We start from the raw sequence: 22,133 nt of genomic DNA on the forward strand, positions 1-22,133 counted from the left end.
GTCCCGGCCAACCGGATTCAGGCCGACAGTGAACACATCAGCCCGGACATGCTGCCGCTGGTGGAACTGACTCAGGATCAGATCGATGCGGTGGTCGCCACCGTGCCCGGCGGTGCCCGCAATGTGCAGGATATCTACCCGCTGGCACCGTTGCAGGCCGGTATTCTGTTCCATCATCTGCTGAAGCCGGTCGGTGATGCCTACATCACCCGGTCAATCCTGAGCTTTGCCAATGAAACGGCCTTGAATGACTTCATCTGCGCATTGCAGGCGGTGATTCAGCGCCACGACATTCTGCGTACCGGAATTGTCTGGGAAGGTCTGGATGAGGCCGTTCAGGTAGTCTGGCGCGAAGCACGGATGCCAGTAGAAACTCTGGTGTTCGAATCTGACGATGTCGCAGCCACACTGCACCAGACATTCAACCCGGCCCGGTTATCCATGAACATTGCTCAGGCACCAATGATGATGGCCTGCCAGACCTTTGATGCCGCCAACCATCGCTGGTTGCTTTGCCTGCTGCACCACCATTTGATCATGGATCACACCACCCTCGAACTGCTGCTCGAAGAAGTACAGGCCCATCTTCTGGGCCAGGCTGATCAGTTACCGACGCCTCTGCCATTCCGGCAATTCGTCGCCCTTGCCCGTCAGCAGCATGATCCACTGGCACAGCAGGCCTATTTCCGGAGACAGCTGGCTGATATTGATGAACCCTGCGCACCATTTGGACTTCTGGACACCCAGGGTAATGGTGAAACGATAGAGGAGTACTACCTGCCGCTGTCAGATACACTGACACAACGGCTGCGAACACTGGCGCAGCAACATGGCGTCAGCCTCGCCAGCCTGTTCCATCTGGCCTGGGGCCGTGTGGTTCAAGGGACAACGGGGCGGAACGAGGCAGTCTTTGGCACCGTGCTGTTCGGCCGTATGGCCGGCGGGGAAGGGGCAGACCGGGTGCTGGGCATGTTCCTGAACACCCTGCCGCTACGGCTGTCCCTGGCTCAAACCAGCGTCGAGCAAGCGTTACAACAGACCCATGATGCACTGGCTGAACTGCTGATCCATGAACATGCCTCACTGGCGGAAGCACAGCAATACAGCGGTGTGAAAGCGCAAAGTCCGCTGTTTACCAGTCTGCTGAACTATCGCCATGACGGCGGCAGTGAGCAGCTCGGTGCGCAGATATCCATATCGGAAACAGAGCTGCTCTCCAATCAGGAGCGCACCAACTATCCGATTACCATGTCAATCAACGATCATCGCGAACAGGGCTTGAGTCTGGACATCCATGCAGATCAACGCATCGGTGCCGAACGCACAGGTCAGCTAATGTTGACGGTACTGACTGAACTGACAACTGCGCTGGAGCAGTCGCCTGGACAGCCATTACATTGCTTGTCAATGCTGCCGGAAGCCGAGCGACAACAGCTGCTGTACGATTTTAATAACACCGCGACAGAATACCCAACCAATATCTGTGTGCATGAACGGTTCGAACAACAGGCCGCACAGCATCCTGACCACATTGCCCTGATCTTTGAAGATCAATCCCTGAGCTATGGCGAACTGAACATTCGCGCCAACCGGCTCGCTCACTACCTGCGCGGGCTGGGTATCCGCGCCGATGACCGGGTGGCGATCTGTACTGAACGCAACCTGGAGATGATCATCTGCGTGCTGGCCACACTGAAAGCCGGGGCGGCCTGTGTACCGCTGGATCCGGAATATCCCGATACCCGCCTTGCGTTTATGGTCAAGGACAGCGCCCCTGGCGTTATTCTGGTTGATCATCATGGACAGACCGCGTTAGCCAACCTGACAACCCCGGCGACAATACTGCATCTGAGCCATGATGCCGGGCACTGGGCAACCAGCCCCGGTCACAGCCCGGCCTCAGGCGAGATCGGCCTGACCCCGGATCACCTCGCGTATGTGATCTACACCTCCGGCTCCACCGGACAGCCGAAAGGCGTGGCCATGCCACATGCGCCGCTGGTCAACCTGCTGCACTGGCAGGCCAGAGAACACGCGGCAATGACCACGCTGCAATTTGCCTCCTTCGGCTTCGATGTCGCGTTTCAGGAAATTCTCAGTACTCTGACCGAGGGTGGCCGGCTGGTCATGCTCAGCAGTCAGGATCGTTTGCAGATGGATCGACTGCTGGACACAATTGAGCAGCACGCTGTCGAGCGGGTCTTTTTACCGGTGGCGGTGTTGCAGACGCTGGCGGTGACCTGCGCACAAACACAACGCACCCTGCCGGTGAAAGAAGTGATTACCGCCGGGGAACGGCTCTTGATCAGTGATGAAATTCGCGCCCTGTGCCAGCGGTCCGGCTCAATTCGCCTGCACAACCAATACGGTCCGGCAGAAACGCATGTGGTGACGGAATATCAGTGTTCCGGCCATGCGGCTGACTGGCCACACCTGCCACCCATCGGCTACCCGGTAGACAATGTTCGCCTGTATATTCTCGATACCCATCAGCAACCGGTTCCGGTCGGAGTGACCGGCGAGCTTTATATCGGCGGTGTCGGGGTCGCACGCGGCTACCTGAACCAGCCGGCACTGACCGCCGAACGCTTCCTGGATGATCCGTTCTCGACAGCACCCGCTGCCCGCATGTACCGCAGCGGTGACCTCGGTCGCTGGCTGGCCGACGGAACCATTGAGTATCTGGGTCGAAACGACTTCCAGGTCAAAATTCGCGGCTTCCGTATTGAACCCGGTGAAGTTGAATCGGTCCTGCAGGACTGTGACGGCGTACGTGAAGCCGTGGTACTGGCGCAACGCACCGCTACGGGCGATCACCGTCTGGTGGCTTATTACACGATCTCGGACAACAGCCTTACCGTTGAGACTCTGAAAACCCGACTGGCACAACGTCTGCCGGCCCATATGGTGCCGTCGGCCTATGTGGTGCTGGAGCAGATTCCGCTGACCCACAACGGCAAGGTCGACCGCAGGGCCTTACCAACCCCTGATGACAGTGCCTTTGCGCGCAGTGAATACGAAGCCCCGCAAGGGAAGCTGGAACAGACGCTGGCGCAGATCTGGCAGGATCTTCTGGGTATCGAGCGTGTGGGTCGGCAGGATCATTTCTTTGAACTCGGCGGTCATTCCCTGCTGGCGGTGCGGCTGGTCTCGCATATCCGTTCCAGATTGAACCGGGAACTGCCGCTGGCCCGGCTGTTTGAACGCCCCATCCTCAAAGAGCTTGCCACCACTCTGCAAGACGCCAAACAACAAACCCTCAGTGCCATCGAACCCCTGGGCGACGGCGTCACACCGCCGCTGTCGCTGGCACAACAACGACTCTGGTTTCTGACCCGGATTGATCCAGCTGCCAGTGCCGCCTATGTTATTCACGGCGGCGTTCGGCTTCACGGTCGGTTGAATAAAACCGCGCTGACACAGGCGCTGAATCGCATCATGGCCCGCCATGCACCGCTGCGGACCCGCTTTGAGTCCGTGCAGGGAGAAGCCGTGCAGGTCATTGCACCCGCCGGGACTCAGTCGTTCCCATTAGTGGAAAAGGGGCTGACCGACCACGGACTACCGGAGCTGGCACCGCAGTTTGACCTCAGCACCGGACCGCTGGTGCAGGGGCTGCTGATACAGATGGATGATCAGACCCATGACCTGCAAATCGCATTGCATCACATCATTGCCGATGGCTGGTCGATCAGTCTGTTTATTGAAGAGCTCAGTGCTCTGTACACCGCCTTTCATGCCGGTCTGCCCGATCCATTACCCTCTCTGCGCATCAGCTATGGCGATTACGCCGCCTGGCAACAGCAGCATCAGCAAGGTGAGATCCTGCAAGCTCAGCAACAGTATTGGATTGAGCATCTGAACGGAGCACCGGACTGTCTGACACTGCCCACGGATCGTCCGCGACCCGAGAATCAAAACTATGACGGTGCGACGGTCGAGTTCACCCTGGCACCTGAGTTAAGCCACGGGCTAAAAGCGTTGAGTCAGCGTCACGGCACCACCTTGTTTATGACCCTGCTGGGATCCTGGGCTACCTTGCTGAGCCGACTGTCCGGGCAGGATACGGTGGTCATCGGCACCCCGGTGGCCGGTCGTACCCGCACCGAGCTGGAAGGGTTGATCGGCATGTTCGTCAACACCTTGCCGCTGCACATCGATCTGTCGACTCAACCAGACACCCACACCCTGCTGGCGCAGGTCAAAGACACGGTGATTTCAGCGCAGTCTCATCAGGATCTTCCGTTCGAGCAGATTGTCGAAGCCGCGGCTCCAACCCGCAGTCTGGCCCACAGCCCGATCTTCCAGGTGATGTTCAGTGTCCAGAACACGCCGTCCGCCACGCTGCGCATGGCCGATCTGACACTGACACCGATACCCGCCACCAATCATACTGCCCAGTTTGATCTGAGCCTGGACATAGCCGAAAGCGACGAAGGTTTGAGTGGTCAATTGAACTACGCCACTGCGCTGTTTGACGCCGAGACCATGGACCGTCATCTGGCCCATTGGCAGAGGCTGTTGCGTGGCATGGTGGCCGACAACCAGCAGCCGGTCACACAGATACCACTGTTGTCAGAAGCCGAGCGCCAGCAGGTGCTCTATGACTTCAATGACACAAAGACCGAATATCCGTCTGCAATCTGTATCCATCAGCAATTTGAACAACAGGCCGCACGGCAACCGGACGCTATCGCGGTCGTCTTCGAAGGACAGTCACTGAGTTATGGCGAACTGAATGCTCGCGCCAATCAGCTCGCCCACTGGCTGATCGAACTCGGTGTTCGCCCCGATCAACGGGTCGCCATTGCACTGGAACGCAGTTGTGAGCTGATCGTCGCCATACTGGCCACCTTGAAAGCCGGCGGGGCTTATGTGCCCCTTGATCCGGGTTACCCGGAAGAACGGCTGCGTTTTATGCTGGCGGACAGTGCACCGGTGGCCTTGATCACGACCGCCCACCTGCGTGCCATTGTCGAGGCGGAATGTCCGGTCATCGAGCTGGATGATCCGGCCCAACCGTGGGCCACCTGCCCGACCGATAATATCGATCCGGCGGTACTGGGCCTGATGCCATCGCATCTGGCCTATGTGATCTATACCTCCGGCTCCACCGGGCAGCCCAAAGGCGTGCTGATCGAGCATGACAACGTGGTCAATCTCTGGGTCGGTCTGGAACAGGCCGTGTATGGTTCGGCTGCTCTGCAACGCGTCAGCCTCAATGCCTCACCGGCCTTTGATGCCTCCGTGAAGCAGCTGGTGCAACTGGCTTCGGGTCGAATGTTGGTGATCGTGCCGGAGACCATTCGTCAGAACGGCGAGCTGCTGCGCGACTGGATCGATCAGCAGGCCCTGGATGTGTTTGATTGCACCCCGTCACAGCTGGCGTTATTGATGGCCGCCGGACCGTTGCCGGACTCTCTGCGTGCGGTGCTGATCGGCGGCGAAGCCATCAGCCCGGCACAGTGGCGAACCCTGGCATCACTCGATGGCATCGCATTCCATAATGTCTACGGCCCCACCGAAAGTACTGTGGACTGCACCCATACGCGGATCACAACACACGCGTCTCAACCACACATTGGTCGGGCCATGGCAAACCGTCGCGTGTATCTGCTGGACGCCCATCAACAACCCGTGCCGGTCGGTGTGACCGGTGAGCTTTATATCGCTGGTGTCGGGGTCGCGCGCGGCTACCTGAACCAGCCGGCACTGACCACCGAACGCTTCCTCGATGATCCGTTCTCGACAGCACCCGCTGCCCGCATGTACCGCAGCGGTGACCTCGGTCGCTGGCTGGCCGACGGAACCATTGAGTATCTGGGCCGTAATGACGATCAGGTCAAGCTGCGTGGTTTCCGTATCGAACTCGGTGAAATTGCGTCTGCACTGACCGCCTGCGCCGGCGTCAAAAACGCGGTGGTTGTGGTCAGTCCGACTCAACAGTTATTGGCATATGTCGTACTGGACGATGGCGACACGGAGATCAGTGATCTGAAAACCCGACTGGCACAACGCCTGCCAGCCCATATGGTGCCGTCGGCCTATGTGGCTCTGGAGCAGATTCCGCTGACCCACAACGGCAAGGTCGACCGCAGAGCCTTACCAACCCCTGATGACAGTGCCTTTGCGCGCAGTGAATACCAAGCCCCGCAAGGGGACACCGAACAGACACTGGCCACTCTCTGGCAGGAGCTGCTCGGCATCGAACGGGTGGGTCGGCAGGATCATTTCTTTGAACTGGGCGGTCATTCCCTGCTGGCGATTAAACTCATCGAACGGCTGCGCCAGCAAGGTTATGCATTGGCCGTCAGAGCGCTGTTCAAACAACCCATACTGGCGTCGCTGGCGACCACGCTGATCGATAACGCCCCCGCCGCTGATGTTCCGGCCAACCGGATTCATGCCAATTGTGATCGCATCACCCCTGACATGCTGCCGCTGGTGGAACTGACTCAGGATCAGATCGATGCGGTGGTCGCCACCGTGCCCGGCGGTGCCCGCAATGTGCAGGACATCTACCCGCTGGCACCGTTGCAAAACGGCATTCTGTTCCATCACCTGCTGAAACCGGTTGGCGATGCCTATATCACCCGCTCGATCCTGAGCTTTGCTAATCACGCCGCATTGCATGACTTTGTATCCGCATTGCAGGCGGTCATTCAGCGTCATGACATTCTGCGTACAGGCATTGTCTGGGAAGGGCTGGATGACGCCGTTCAGGTGGTCTGGCGCGAGGCACGCATGCCAGTGGAAACCCTGCATTTTGAAACCGACGATGTGGCCACTGTCCTGCAACAGCACCTTGACCCAGCGCAGCTACAGATGAACATCACTCAGGCACCGATGATACAGGCGTATCAAACCGCAGACCCGGCCAATGGACGCTGGCTGCTGTGCCTGTTGCACCACCATCTGATCATGGATCACACCACCCTGGAGCTGCTGCTCGAAGAGGTCCAATTGCATCTTCTGGATCAGACCGATCAGTTGCCGGCTCCGTTACCGTTCCGCCAGTTTGTCGCTCTTGCCCGGCAACAGACGAACATACCGGCTCAGGAAACATTCTTCAAAGCACAGCTCGGCGATATTGACGAACCCTGTGCGCCTTTCGGGTTGCTGGAGATTCAGGGTGATGGCTCGACGATAGCGGAGCATCATCTGCCGCTGGAAATCTCACTGGCTCAGCGCCTGCGCGCACAATCGCAACAGCTTGGCATCAGTGTGGCCAGCCTGTTCCACCTGGCCTGGGGCCGGGTGCTACAGGCCACCACCGGGCAGGATAACGTGGTGTTCGGCACCGTGCTGTTCGGCCGTATGGCCGGCGGCGAAGGTGCAGACCGGGTACTGGGCATGTTCCTGAACACCCTGCCGCTGCGACTGTCACTGGGGCAGACCAGTGTCGAACAGGCTCTGCATCAGACTCACGACCGCCTGGCCGGGCTGCTGAATCATGAACACGCCTCACTGGCCGAGGTACAGCAATACAGCGGTGTGGATGCCCAGAGTCCGCTGTTCACCAGCCTGCTCAACTATCGCCATAACGGTGGTAACGAACAGACCGACATGCAGATGCAACTGGAAGGCATTGAACTGCTGTTCAGTCAGGAACGCACCAACTATCCAGTCAATGTCTCCATTAACGATCAGGGCACCGATGGCTTCAGCCTGGATATCCAGGTTGATGAACGCCTTGGCGCAGAACGGATCGGCCAGATGTTGCTGATCACACTGACGGAGCTGGCCGATGCTCTGGAGCAGAGACCGAAAAAAGCCATCAATACGATGACGGTGCTGCCGGAAGCCGAACAGCAACAGCTCCTGACTGAGTTCAATCACACCGGGGCAGAATATCCGTCTGCAATCTGTATCCATCAGCTGTTCGAACAGCGAGTGGCGCAACAACCGGACGCCACCGCCGTCGTTTTCGAGGGACAGTCACTGAGTTATCGCGAACTGAACCTGCGCGCCAATCAACTGGCCTGCTGGCTGATTGAACTCGGCGTCAGGCCGGATCAACGTGTCGCCGTTGCGCTGGAACGCAGTTTTGAGCTGATCGTGGCACTGCTGGCGACCTTGAAAGCCGGCGGTGCCTATGTGCCGCTCGACCCGAACTATCCGCAAGAGCGTCTGCATTACATGCTGGCCGACAGTGCACCGGTGGTCCTGATCACGACCAGTGTTTTACGTGCCAAAGTGCCCACCGAGCGCCCCGTTATTGAACTGGATACTCCGGCACAACCGTGGACAGCCTGCCCGACCGACGATCTCGACCCGGCAACGCTGGGCCTGACACCAGATCATCTGGCGTATGTCATCTATACCTCCGGCTCCACCGGGCAGCCAAAAGGTGTTCTGGTCGAACACCGGGGGATAGGTAATCTGTCGCAGGCGCAAATCCGGTTGTTTAATGTCGGCACTGGCAGTCGTGTGCTGCAGTTCAGCTCCCTCAGTTTCGATGCCAGTGTGTTTGATATGGTGATGGGATTGTGTTCCGGAGCCGAGTTGCACCTGCCACGAGGCCAATTGTTGGGTGAAGCACTGACACAGTTTATGCAACAACAGCGCATCAGCCATGCAACCCTGCCGCCGGCGGCGCTGTCCAGCCTGAACCCGGCACAGTCACTGCCGGACCTGGCAGTGCTGATTACCGCCGGAGAAGCCATCAGCCGCGAGACGATTCAACCCTGGTGTGCTGGCCGGGCGGTCTACAACGCCTACGGCCCGACGGAAACCACGATCTGGGCCAGCACTTTCGCTCTGAACCAGCCTTATCAGGGTCAGCCGCCCATTGGTCGCCCGGTCGACAACACCCGCATTTATCTGCTGGACAGTCATCGTCAGCTGGTGCCGGTGGGTGTCGTTGGTGAGATTTATATCGGTGGCGTCGGTGTCGCGCGTGGCTACCTGAACCGGGCGGAACTGACAGCGGAACGCTTCCTTGCTGACCCGTTTTTAACCACAGCGGGTGCCCGCATGTACCGCACCGGGGATTTGGGTCGCTGGCAGGCGGACGGAACGCTGGAATATCTGGGCCGCAACGACAGTCAGATCAAGATTCGTGGTTTCCGAATCGAACCAGGGGAAATCGAGTCCTGTGCCCGCAGTCATGCCGGTGTCGCTGAAGCCGTGGTACTGGCGCGACCGGATCAGAACGGCCAGCTGCGCCTGATCGTCTGGTATGTCGGCGATGCTGAGACAGATTCACTGCGCCACCATATCGCTGAGCAGCTGCCGGCTCATATGGTACCGGCGGCCTGTGTGCAGATTACCGCACTGCCCCTGACACCAAACGGCAAGGTGGATCACAAAGCCCTGCCGGAACCCACGGAGGGCGATTTCGTGCGCACTGAATACGAGGCTCCACAAGGTGAGATTGAACTGCTACTGGCAGCAATCTGGCAGGATCTGCTCGGCATCGAACGAGTTGGTCGGCAGGATCATTTCTTTGCCCTCGGTGGTCATTCGCTGCTGGCGATTAAACTCATCGAACGTCTGCGCCGGGCCGGTTATACCCTGGCTGTCAGCGAGCTGTTCAAACAACCGACTCTCGCGGCACTGGCTGCAACGCTGACCGATAACGCCCCTGGCGCGACTGTTCCGGCCAACCGGATTCAGGCCGACTGCGACCGGATCACCCCGGACATGCTGCCGTTGGTGGAACTGACTCAGGATCAGATCGATGCGGTGATCGCCACCGTGCCCGGCGGGGTCGGCAATGTGCAGGACATCTACCCGCTGGCACCGCTCCAGAACGGTATTCTGTTCCATCATCTGCTGAAACCGGTCGGTGATGCCTACATCAGCCGCTCGATCTTGAGCTTTAGCAATGAAACGGCCTTGAATGACTTTATCCGCGCATTGCAGGCGGTGATTCAGCGTCATGACATTCTGCGTACCGGTATTGTCTGGGACGGTCTGGATGAGGCCGTTCAGGTGGTCTGGCGCGAGGCATTGATGCCGGTGGAAACCCTGGTGTTCGAATCTGACGATGTCGCTGAGACACTGCACCAGACATTCGACCCGGCCCGGTTATCCATGAACATCGCTCAGGCTCCAATGATGCAGGCGTACCAGACCTTTGATGCCGCCAACCATCGTTGGCTGTTGTGCCTGCTGCACCACCATCTGATCATGGATCACACCACCCTGGAATTGTTGCTCGAAGAAGTTCAGGCGCACCTTCAGGGACAGGCTGATCAACTCCCGGCTCCGCTGCCGTTCCGACAGTTTGTGGCTCTCGCTCGTCAACAGACGAACACACCGGCTCAGGAAACATTCTTTAAAGCCCAACTCAGCGACATTGACGAACCCTGTGCGCCGTTTGGATTACTCGATATTCAGGGTGATGGTCTGACGATTCAGGAGCATCATCTGCCGCTGGAAAGCTCACTGGCTCAGCGGCTGCGCGCACAATCGCAACAACATGGCGTCAGCGTCACCAGCCTGTTCCATCTGGCCTGGGGCCGGGTGCTACAGGCCACTACCGGGCACGACGATGTGGTCTTCGGCACGGTGCTGTTCGGCCGTATGGCCGGCGGGGAAGGCGCGGATCGGGTACTCGGCATGTTCCTGAACACCCTGCCGTTGCGGCTGTCACTGGGCCAGGAAACCATTGAACAGGCACTGCGACAGACTCACAACGGCCTGGCCGAACTGCTGAACTTCGAACACGCGTCGCTGGCCGACGTGCAGCAATACAGCGGTGTGGATGCCCAGAGTCCGCTGTTCACCAGTCTGCTGAACTACCGCTATAACGGCGGCAGCGAGCAGACCGATGTACAGGTGCAACTGGAAGGCATTGAACTGCTGTTCAGTCAGGAACGCACCAATTACCCGGTCAATGTTTCCATTAACGATCAGGGTGCAGACGGCTTCAGCCTGGATATTCAGGTCGATAAACGCATTGGTGCCGAACGGATCGGCGAGATGATGAGGACGACCCTGTCTGAACTGGTCAACGCGCTGGAGCAAACCCCGGCACAGACCATCAATCGCCTGACCGTACTGCCGGACGCCGAGCGCCAGCAGGTGCTCTATGACTTCAATGACACCGCTGTAGCAATGCCGACAGCTCATTGCATCCATCAGCAATTTGAACAACAGGCCGCACGGCAACCGGACGCTATCGCCGTCGTCTTCGAAGGACAGTCACTGAGTTATGGCGAACTGAACCAACAGGCTAACCAACTGGCCCACTGGCTGATCGAACTCGGTGTCAAACCCGATCAACGGGTCGCCATTGCGCTGGAGCGCAGTTGCGAGCTGATCGTGGCCATATTGGCCACCTTAAAAGCCGGCGGGGCTTATGTGCCCCTTGATCCGGGTTATCCGCAGGAGCGTCTGGCTTACATGCTGGCGGACAGTGAACCGGTGGCCTTGATCACGACCGCCCACCTGCGTGCCATTGTCGAGGCGGAATGTCCGGTGATCGAACTGGACGATCCGGCCCAACCGTGGGCCACCTGCCCGACCGATAATATCGATCCGGCGCTACTGGGCCTGACACCTTCGCATCTGGCCTATGTGATTTACACCTCCGGCTCCACCGGGCAGCCCAAAGGGGTGCTGGTTGAGCATCACAATGTCGTCCGATTGCTACGCATCTCTCAACCGCTGTTTAACTTCGGCCGTGATGATGTCTGGACCCTGTTCCATTCCTGCGCCTTTGACTTCTCGGTCTGGGAAATCTGGGGTTCCCTGCTAAATGGCGGTCGTCTGGTGGTGGTGCCATATCTGGTCAGCCGCTCACCGGAGGCGTTCTGGCAGTTACTCTGTGCACAAAGAGTGACGGTGCTGAATCAGACGCCAAGTGCTTTCCGACAATTGATAACCGCCCAGGCTGACCGTGACGAACAGCATGCATTGCGGTATGTCATCTTTGGTGGTGAAGCACTGAATCCGTCGAGTCTGGCACCGTGGTATCAGCGTAATGGCCATGATCAGACCCAGTTGGTCAATATGTACGGCATTACCGAAACGACCGTTCATGTCACCTGCCAGCGGTTGCAGCCTGAAGATGTCACCTCGACCGCCAGCCCGATTGGTCGTCGTCTGCCGGATCTGCGTACCTACCTGCTCGATGAGCAACAACAACCGGTGGCAATCGGCGTGATCGGTGAACTGTATGTCGCCGGGGCCGGAGTCACTCGCGGCTATCTGAACCGACCGGAACTGACAGCGGAACGATTCCTCGATGATTCGTTTGCCGATGAGCCGGGCGCACGCATGTACCGTTCCGGCGATTTGGCGCGTTGGAATGCCGACGGCACCCTCGATTATCTGGGCCGTAACGACCATCAGGTCAAAATTCGCGGTTTCCGTATTGAGCTTGGTGAAATTGAAGCGGCAATGCGCAGTCATGCTCAGGTGAAAGACGCGGTGGTGCTGGTACGTCCGGGTCAGGATGGAGAGCTGCGCCTGGTGGCCTGGTATGTCGGCGAGGCCGAGGTCGGGGCACTGCGCGATCATATCGCCGGACAGCTGCCGGCCTACATGACGCCGGCGGTCTATGTGTCCATCGAAGCACTGCCGATAACGCTCAACGGCAAGATCGATCAGAAAGCCCTGCCGGCGCCGGACGACAGTGCCTTTAGCCGCACGACCTTTGAAGCACCTCGCAGCGCGATGGAACAAACCCTGGCGCAGCTCTGGCAGACGCTGCTGGGTATTGAGCGTATCGGTCGTCAGGATCATTTCTTTGAACTCGGCGGTCATTCGCTGCTGGCAGTGAAGCTGGTCAGCGAAACCGGCAAACGGGGGTTGCAGCTGTCTCTGGCCACGCTGTTTGAATCGCCTCGCCTGTTTGAGCTGGCTGCTGCACTGGAAGCTGCCGACACCGGGCACAAGAGCTATGTGGCGTTCCGTAGCTCCGGGTCGCAACGGCCTTTGTTCGTGGTGCCGGAAGCGACCGGCGAGTTGCTTTACGGCCCGCAGCTGACCGAAGCGATTGATGCCGACATTCCGGTCTACGGCCTGTTGGGGCCGGATCGTAACCTGCCGGGCTTCAAAACCCTGCAAGGGGCGGCGGCCCGTTTTGTCAGCATCATCCGTGAGCTTCAGCCGCAAGGGCCATATCGCCTGCTGGGCTGGTCACTGGGCGGCACGCTGGCGTATGAGATTGCCACGCAGCTGATCGGGCAGAATCAGTCGGTTGAATTCCTTGGCCTGCTGGATACCTGGGCTTTCCCGCCAGTCGAGGCATCATCGAATGCTGAACAGACACTGGAACAGATGAGCCGGGCGATCATTCAGGATGTGCTGACCCTGCGCGGTGAACCTCTGCCGACAGCCGCACTGGCTGAATGCCGCGACTGGCAGGCATATCATGCACTGGCCTGTGGTCTGGGCATCATCCCGGCTGACTGGTCTGAGGAATACTATCGCAACTGGCTGCAACACCGTCAGGACCTGCTGAATGCGGAATACCGGCCACAACCACTGCCCATCCAGGTAGACCTGCTGGCAGCCCGTGAAAGCCTGGCGCTGGAGCAACCGTACCTGAACTGGAACCATGTGTTACCGCAGGATTCGATCCGCGTGACACCGGTACCTGGTGATCACATGAGCCTGTTCTCCGCCGCCCATATCGAGACGGTTGGAGAGCAAATTTCCGGTGCCATTCAGGCCCGAACGCTGGCGGAACCGATGGCCGCATGGCATGCCCATGCACCGGTCATGACGTTGCAGACTGGCCGTCAGGCCGGACCGGTGCTGATCTGTATTCCCGGTGCCGGCGATAACGTCATGAGTTTTATGGCTCTGACTGCGGCCATGCCGGACAACTGGCAAGTATTGGGCCTGCAACCACGAGGCTTACTGGAAGGCACAGCACCGTACAGCTCCGTCGAAGCCGCTGCCCAGAGTTATCTGGACGCGCTGAAGTCGGAGTCGCTCAACGGGCCTATCCATCTGCTGGGTCATTCGTTCGGCGGCTGGGGCGCGTTGGAACTGGCGCGCCGACTGGAACAGGACGGCACACCGGTAGCATCGCTGACACTGGTGGATTCCAGAGCCCCTCATCCAGCGACGGAGCATTCGGATATTCAGGTATTAATGCGATTGATCCAACTGTTTGAAATGCAGGGAGCAACACTGGCACTGACGGAACCGGACATGGCCGCATTGACACAATCGCAGCGACTGATGTGTCTGCATCAGCGGTTGATCGAGTGTGGCGTGATGCCGACCGGTAGCCGCGCGCAGGATCTGACGGCTATCTTCCGGGTATTTGCCGCCAACCTGCGAACCGGATACCAGCCGGAATCATTGCCGGATATCACACCGTCGCTGGTCCTGGCGGAGGATGCGCAGACCGACCGGATGACCGGCTGGCAGGCGCTGATTCCGGCGATACAACTTCAGCGAGGTTCCGCGAACCACGTACAGTTGCTGAAAGCACCTCATGTGAGCTTGTTGGCAGACATGGTACAACGGAAATAAGCCATAAAATCTTCGTTGTTCGCACCGCCCGCCGGTTATCTCAACCGGCGGTTTTTTACTGAAAACAGGAAAACCGGATGTTCAAACTTATCTTTATCCGTTTCAAATGGCAGGTGTTGCTGGCCACAATACTAAGCGCAGCCAGTGCTCTGTCGGGTATCGGCATGTTAAAGATTATTACCTTGCAAATCAGCGCCATGACAGCTCAATCCGCTGTCAGTGCCAGGCCGTTTGTCTGGTTTCTGCTGGCCGTATCAGCCGTACTGCTGTTTGGTCTGGTGTCCCGGTATCTGCTGGCCAAACTGGGCGCTCAAGTGGTCTATGAGTTTCGGGATTCTCTCACCCGGCGTCTGTTATCAACGCCTTATGCCATGATCGAACGAATCGGCGGACACCGCATTCTGGCCGCGCTGAAAACCGATGCAACCAAGCTCTCGGAAGGCCTGCTGATTCTGCCGGAATTTATCTACAGCCTGATCACTGTGCTGCTCTGTCTGAGCTACATGAGTTACATCTCCGGGCGTTTGTTTCTGGTATCAACGGTGCTGATCATACTGCTCGGACTGATCGCCAACGTTTTTCTCCGCTATGGGCTGCGCCATTTCAAGCACCTGCGCCACTACGAAGATGATCTGTTTCAGGGTATGCAAATGATGGTCGATGGCAGCCAGGAACTGAGTATTAATGCCAGGCGGCGTCACTTCGTTTATGAACGGGTTCTAAAGGCCAATTACACCGATATCCGTCAGCTCAGTGTCCGGGTCGCGTTGATATTTACGATGCTGAACAGTATCGGATCGACGTTGATTTTTTTTCTGGTCGGCCTGGTGGTATTCGGCTCCAGCCTGTATTTCACCGACATCCCGGCAGACGCGGTGGTCGGCTTCGTGCTGGTGATTCTTTATATGATCGATCCGGTGGAAAACGTGATCAGTTCATTATCCCGGTTCAGCGAATTCGCCGTTTCCTACCGCAATGTCGAAGGCCTGCCGTTGACCGAAGAGGCTGCCAGAATTGAATCATCCAGCCATCATCCGCTTTCAGAACGACTGGCATGGCAGACGCTTAAGGTCCACCAGCTGAGCTTTCAATACCACACCGATGCAGAGGATCAGTACCGCTTTGGTATCGGTCCGATCGATGCGCAGTTCAAACGTGGCGAAGCGGTCTTTCTGACTGGCGGTAACGGCAGCGGTAAATCGACATTTGCCAAACTGCTGGTGGGTCTGTACCAGCCCGATCACGGCCAGATCAGTCTGGATGATGACATTGTCTCTGAAACCATCTCACTGACCGAATACCAACAGGCGTTTTCCACCATTTTCGCGGATTTTTTTCTGTTCGATCATGTGCTGGATGAATGGGGCAATCCCGGAGATGACACCGTGATCCAGAATTATCTGACCGATCTGGAATTGAAAAACAAAGTGACGGTCTCCGATGGTCGATTGTCCTCGACAAACCTCTCCTCCGGGCAGAAAAAACGTCTGGCACTGATCATGTCGTATTATGAGGACACTCCGATCTGTGTCTTTGACGAATGGGCGGCGGATCAGGACCCAAGATTCCGGCAGCTGTTTTACACCGAGATCATCCCCCGTCTGAAGGCACAGAATAAACTGGTGATCGTGATCACGCATGATGACCGTTACTTTCATCTGGCGGATCAGTTGATCCGGTTTGATGACGGTCAACTGGTGACGAACAGGTCCTTGTCCGCTGATCGGTTGCCGACGGATTGAGGTGATCACGAGGTCCGGTCAGTCGAAGGGTTAACACATCAAGGACTCAATCTGTGGCGCTTGTGAAAAATGGTTTTTTTCATAGGCGCTTCAGGCGTTTTCTCACTATAGAAGCCAAGGACCCCCGCCCATCAGACCTCTATATCAGAATTGCGACAGCCTTCGCTCCGTGCGAGCTGCAATCTCTCAATTTTTTGCCATCTCATTCCTCGCCTATATACGGAAAAAAGCCATATATAATTTTAAAAAACCATTCCCACACATAGACTGTTAATTTGAATTAACATGACAACAAAAATAACTAATACTCGACTTTAGTCGTAGATAAAACTTCATTTCTTTCAGCCACCCATAACGCTTCAACTGATGAAAAAGCACCATTTAAATCAACACGAAAAATCGATTTCAAGCTGCCTTTGGAACTGCATCTTCAAACCTGTTGTTAACCAAAAATGAAATTTCGCTGGATTCATAATTTCGCCACGAGAGAATCATTCTTGTCCTTATCGCAGGTTTTACGTCAATATTCTTTCAAGTTATTTGTTCGGTAATAAAAACATCCTGGTTTATTTTTTGAACGTCTAATACTTCAATCAAAAAATTGTCTTGGATCATACATCCTCGGCATGTCGGTGCTGTAATCCTGCGGTTCACCTCATATAAAAAACCCCGAAGAGGTAAAGCATGCACAAACAAACCATGGACATGACTGTCCCTCCAGATTTATCAAAAAGCGGTGGTACGGGTCCGGCGGTCAATCGTCGTCCGGTCTATCAGGATTTTATGCCGCCGTGTAACTCTGCCTGTCCGGCCGGTGAAAACATTCAGGGCTGGCTGGCACTGGTGCACGAAAAACGTTATCACGATGCCTGGCAATTACTGATCGAAAACAATCCCATGCCGGCCGTTCATGGCCGCGTCTGTTATCACCCTTGCGAGGGCGGTTGTAACCGGGAACAGGTTGACGGTGCCGTCAGCATTCACCAGGTGGAACGTTTCCTTGGAGACATGGCCATCGAGCAGGGCTGGCAACCTCATTACACCAGCCGCAAGACCGGTAAACGCGTGTTAGTCGTGGGAGCCGGCCCCAGTGGTCTGAGCGCTGCCTATCATCTGGCACGCATGGGTCATACCGTGGAAATCAGAGATGCCGGAACCCGTCCTGGTGGCATGATGTATTTTGGTATCCCGGCTTATCGGCTGCCACGCGATGTGTTGATGGCGGAAATCCAGCGCATCGAACGTATGGGGGTCAAAATCACCCTCAATCATAAGGTTGAGGATCTGCAAAAAGAAAAAGAAGAGGGCGCATTTGATGCGGTGTTCGTGGCCGTTGGCGCGCACATTTCCCGTAAGGTGGATATTCCCGCCCGGGAGGCCGGCCGCATACTCGACGCAGTAAGTTATCTGCGTGAAGTGGGTGAAGGGCAACGCCCCATGCTGGGGCGCAAAGTTGCCGTTTACGGTGGCGGAAACACCGCCATGGACGCTGCCAGAACCGCCAAGCGGTTGGGTGCGGAAGAGGCCATGATCATTTATCGCCGTGATATCGATCACATGCCTGCGCATAAATTTGAAGCCGAAGAAGCCATGGAGGAAGGCGTCAAAATCAACTGGTTGCGGACGATTTCCGAACTGGAACTCAATCAGATCAAAATCGAAAAAATGGTGCTCGATGAAAACGGTCGGCCACAACCGACCGGGGAATATGAAACCCTCGAAGCCGATGCGGTCATCCTGGCACTGGGTCAGAATATCGACTCAGAGCTGATGCAGGGGATACCGGAAATTGAGTTTTCCGAAGATGGCACGGTGCAGGTCGATGAACACATGATGACGGCACACACCGGCATCTTTGCTGGCGGCGATATGGTGCCAAGCGAGCGAACGGTCACCATAGCAACCGGTCATGGTAAGCATGCTGCCAGAAATATTCACGCCTTCTTAAGTGGTCAGGTATTTGCGCCCAAAGCCAAATCTCCGGTCGTGCCGTTCGACGCTCTGCACATCTGGTATTACACCGACACCGAACAAACCACCCAGCCGGTGGTGCCGCCGGAACAACGTACCCAGAGTTTCGATGAAGTACTCGGCAATCTGACCGAAGAGGAAATCCGCTACGAAGTCCGGCGTTGTTATTCCTGTGGCAACTGTTTTGAATGCGATGGCTGCTACGGTGCCTGTCCGGAAGATGCCATTATCAAACTCGGTGCCGGCCGGTTTTATCAGATCGACTATTCCAAGTGCACCGGCTGTAGCGCCTGTGTCCTCCAATGCCCGACTGCGGCAATCCATATGACTGACAAAGCTTGAGGAGATCACCATGGCTAAAACAAAACTCAGGCAGGTCACCATCGATGGCGGCGAAGCAACCGCCTACGTGGCGTATCGTGTGAACGAAGTCTGTGCCATCTATCCGATTACCCCCTCTTCTCCCATGGCCGAGTTTGCCGACCAGTGGGCCAGCCAGGACATCAAAAATATCTGGGGCGAAGTGCCACTGATTGCTGAAATGCAAAGTGAAGGTGGTGCTGCCGGGACCGTCCACGGCGCTCTGCAGACCGGTGCCCTCACCACGACTTTCACCGCCTCCCAGGGCCTGATGTTGATGATCCCGAACATGTACAAAATCGCCGGGGAACTGACGCCGGCCGTGTTTCATGTTGCGGCCCGTTCACTGGCGGCGCAGGGCTTGTCGATCTTCGGGGATCACCAGGATGTCATGGCCGTGAGGATGACCGGTTTCGCCCAGCTGGCATCCTCCACCGTGCAGGAATGTCATGACATGGCACTGGTGGCTCAGTCTGCCACGTTGAAAAGCCGGGTGCCGGTGGTGCATTTTTTTGATGGTTTCAGAACCTCTCACGAGGTCTCCAAAATCACTCTGCTGGAAGACCGGCATATTCGCGCCATGATCGATGACAAGCTGGTGTTTGCTCATCGCCTGAGAGCATTGAATCCGGATCGTCCGCACATGCGCGGTACCGCTCAAAACCCCGATACCTATTTCCAGGGACGGGAGAGCGTCAACAACTACTATCGTGATGCCATTGGCATCTATGAAGAAACCCTGGAACAGTTTGCCACTCTCACAGGCCGACGTTATCAGCTGTTCGAATACTACGGCAACCCCAAAGCCGAACGGGTGATCGTAATTATGGGATCAGGCGCAGAAACCGCCATTTCCACCGCCGACTATTTGAATCAAAACGGCGATTCCGTCGGGGTGTTAAAAGTCCGCTTATACCGGCCTTTCAGTGCCCGCCATTTTCTCGCGGCACTGCCTGCGCAGGTCAAACGGATCGCGGTTCTGGACCGAACCAAAGAACCGGGCTGCGAAGGTGAACCGCTGTATAAAGATGTCGTCACCGAACTCGCTCAGGCCATTGTTCGTGGCGAACGGAAAACCATGCCGACCGTCATTGGTGGACGCTATGGTCTTTCCAGCAAGGAATTTACCCCCGCCATGGTGGCCAGGGTATTTGCTGAACTGCTGCAGGAAAAACCCAAAAACGACTTCACCATCGGTATCATTGATGACCGCTCCCATACCAGTCTCGATGATGTCGAAGCACTGGACATAGAACCTGAGGATACCGTTCGAGCATTGTTTTTCGGTCTCGGCTCAGATGGCACCGTGGGTGCCAATAAAAACAGCATCAAAATCATTGGTGATGAAGAAGGTTACTTTGCCCAGGGATATTTCGTTTACGATTCCAAAAAAGCCGGCAGCATGACCACTTCGCATCTGCGCTTCGGGCCGCATCCGATACAGGCACCGTATCTGATTCAATCCGCCGGTTTTATCGCCTGTCATCAGTTCAACTTTATTGACCATGTTGAAATGCTGGATCGCGCCCGTCGCGGTGCTACATTTTTGTTGAACAGCCCCTACGACAAAGACGAGGTATGGGATAAATTGCCGCGTCATGTACAGCAGGACATTATCAATAAAGATATCCAGTTCTACGTGATAGATGGTGCCAAGGTTGCCCGCTCGGTAGGCATGGGCCGACGCATCAACACAGTCATGCAAACCTGTTTCTTTGCACTGTCAGGTGTGATGGAAAAAGATCAGGCAATTGAGAAAATCAAACAGGCGGCTAAAAAAACCTACAGTCGCAAAGGCGAGGAAATTGTTAAACGCAACTTTGCCGCCATCGATCAGGCACTGGCACATTTGCAGCAGGTTAACTATCCGAAACAGGTCACCAGTGAGTACGATCCGGATCCAATGGCGGCATTCGAGCAGGCACCGGATTTCGTCAAACAGGTGACCAGCGAAATCATTCACGGTCGTGGCGATCTGATTCCGGTATCACTATTGCCTGATGACGGCACCTTCCCGACCGCCACCACCAAATGGGAAAAACGCAATATCGCTCAGGATATTCCCATCTGGGAACCATCATTGTGTATTCAATGTGGCAACTGCTCGATAGTCTGCCCACACGCAGCTATCCGGGCAAAATTCTACAACGAAGAGGTATTGACTGACGCGCCGGAAGCATTCCGTTCGGCCGAGGTCAGCGCCCGCGGATTCCCGGATATACGTTACACTTTGCAGGTTTATCCGGAAGACTGTACCGGCTGCGGATTGTGTGTACGCGCCTGCCCGGCTCAGGATCCCATGGACGAACATCATCACGCCATCAACATGGCCGACAAGGAAACCTGGCTGAGTACCGAAAAAGCCGGACTGCAGTTCTTTGAACAATTACCTTACAACGATCGCAACCGGGTTGATTTCTCCAACGTGCGCGGCGTGCAGTATTTACAACCCTTGTTCGAATTCAGCGGAGCCTGTTCCGGCTGTGGCGAAACGCCTTATCTGAAACTGATCAGCCAGTTGTTCGGTGACCGTTCGCTCATTGCCAACGCCACCGGCTGCTCTTCCATTTACGGTGGAAACCTGCCGACGACTCCCTGGAGTCAGAACAGCGAAGGTAAAGGACCGGCATGGGCCAACTCTCTGTTTGAAGACAATGCCGAGTTTGGCTTTGGTTACCGGCTGACAGTGGATCAGCATACCCGACTGGCACAAACCCGGTTACAGGAGCTGGCGTCTGAGATCGGCCCGGACCTGGTGGCCCAGACTCTGAATGCTCCCCAGACACTGGAAAGTGAAATCATTCAACAGCGTCGCAGAGTGGCGGGCATCCGTGAAAAACTGGAGCAGCTGGATAACCCCAAAGCACAGGAACTGCTGTCTGTGATCGACCACCTGGTCCGTCGCAGTATCTGGATTGTTGGCGGTGACGGCTGGGCTTATGACATCGGTTATGGTGGTGTCGATCATGTCCTGGCAAGCGGTCGAAACGTTAACGTGCTGGTGATGGATACGGAGGTTTACTCCAACACCGGTGGCCAGGCATCCAAAGCCACGCCTATCGGTGCAGTCGCCAAGTTCGCAGCGGGCGGTAAGGTGGTGCCACAAAAAGACCTGAGTCTGCAGGCCATTGCCTACGGTAATGTCTATGTCGCCAGAGTCGCACTGGGTGCTAATCCACAACAAACCTTGCAGGCTTTCCGTGAAGCAGAACGTTATGATGGTCCTTCACTGATCATCGCCTACAGCCACTGCATTGAACACGGCATCAATATGGATGAAGGTCTGGAGCAACAGCGTTTGGCCGTTAAAGCCGGTTATTGGCCGTTGTATCGCTATAACCCGGCACTGCACAGTGCCGGAAAAAATCCGTTTATTCTGGACTCCCTCAGACCCACCATCGACGTCAAGGATTATGCTTATCGTGAGAACCGCTACAAGGTACTCAGAGATCGCAATCCGGAAGAGGCGGATCGGTTGATGCAACTGGCACAACAGGTCGTCAATCAAAAATGGTCTGTGTACGAGGAAATGGCCACACGCTCAGCCGACGAGTTTATTCCGGATACCCGGATGTAAGGTGTTCACCAGGCAGACTGCGTCCAGCGCAGTCTGCCATC

General features: G+C 56.5%; 4 protein-coding genes and 1 pseudogene. All 5 read left to right on the plus strand.

What is annotated here, in order from left to right:
• Positions 1-27: 27 nt before the first annotated feature.
• Positions 28-13,251 (plus strand): annotated as a pseudogene (locus YC6258_RS31465) (amino acid adenylation domain-containing protein); the annotation flags it as partial.
• Entirely contained in the window at positions 13,234-14,442 is a 1,209-nt protein-coding gene (locus YC6258_RS31470) for a thioesterase domain-containing protein (RefSeq protein ID WP_425402645.1), read from the plus strand. The pseudogene YC6258_RS31465 and the gene YC6258_RS31470, both read left to right, overlap by 18 nt.
• A gap of 77 nt (positions 14,443-14,519) precedes the next feature.
• Positions 14,520-16,184 carry a cyclic peptide export ABC transporter gene (locus YC6258_RS25295; RefSeq protein ID WP_044619343.1) on the plus strand — a complete coding sequence of 555 codons (1,665 nt, stop codon included), beginning with the start codon at positions 14,520-14,522 and terminating at the stop codon, positions 16,182-16,184.
• A gap of 684 nt (positions 16,185-16,868) precedes the next feature.
• Positions 16,869-18,497, plus strand: coding sequence for an NAD(P)-binding protein (locus YC6258_RS25300; RefSeq protein WP_082070895.1), 1,629 nt, complete (start codon positions 16,869-16,871; stop codon positions 18,495-18,497).
• Positions 18,498-18,507: 10 nt separating this feature from the next.
• A complete protein-coding gene (nifJ, locus tag YC6258_RS25305) occupies positions 18,508-22,092 on the plus strand; it encodes a pyruvate:ferredoxin (flavodoxin) oxidoreductase (protein WP_044619344.1) in 3,585 nt (1,194 codons plus the stop codon).
• Positions 22,093-22,133 lie beyond the last annotated feature (41 nt).

This window comes from Gynuella sunshinyii YC6258 (genome assembly GCF_000940805.1).
GTDB classification, from domain to species: Bacteria; Pseudomonadota; Gammaproteobacteria; order Pseudomonadales; family Natronospirillaceae; genus Gynuella; species Gynuella sunshinyii.

Bases quoted from the DNA above. Each gene is read 5' to 3' on its own strand.
- YC6258_RS31470 (WP_425402645.1), top strand. From the start codon at position 13,234: ATGAGCCGGGCGATCATTCAGGATGTGCTGACCCTGCGCGGTGAACCT.
- YC6258_RS25295 (WP_044619343.1), top strand. From the start codon at position 14,520: ATGTTCAAACTTATCTTTATCCGTTTCAAATGGCAGGTGTTGCTGGCC.
- YC6258_RS25300 (WP_082070895.1), top strand. From the start codon at position 16,869: ATGCACAAACAAACCATGGACATGACTGTCCCTCCAGATTTATCAAAA.
- nifJ (WP_044619344.1), top strand. From the start codon at position 18,508: ATGGCTAAAACAAAACTCAGGCAGGTCACCATCGATGGCGGCGAAGCA.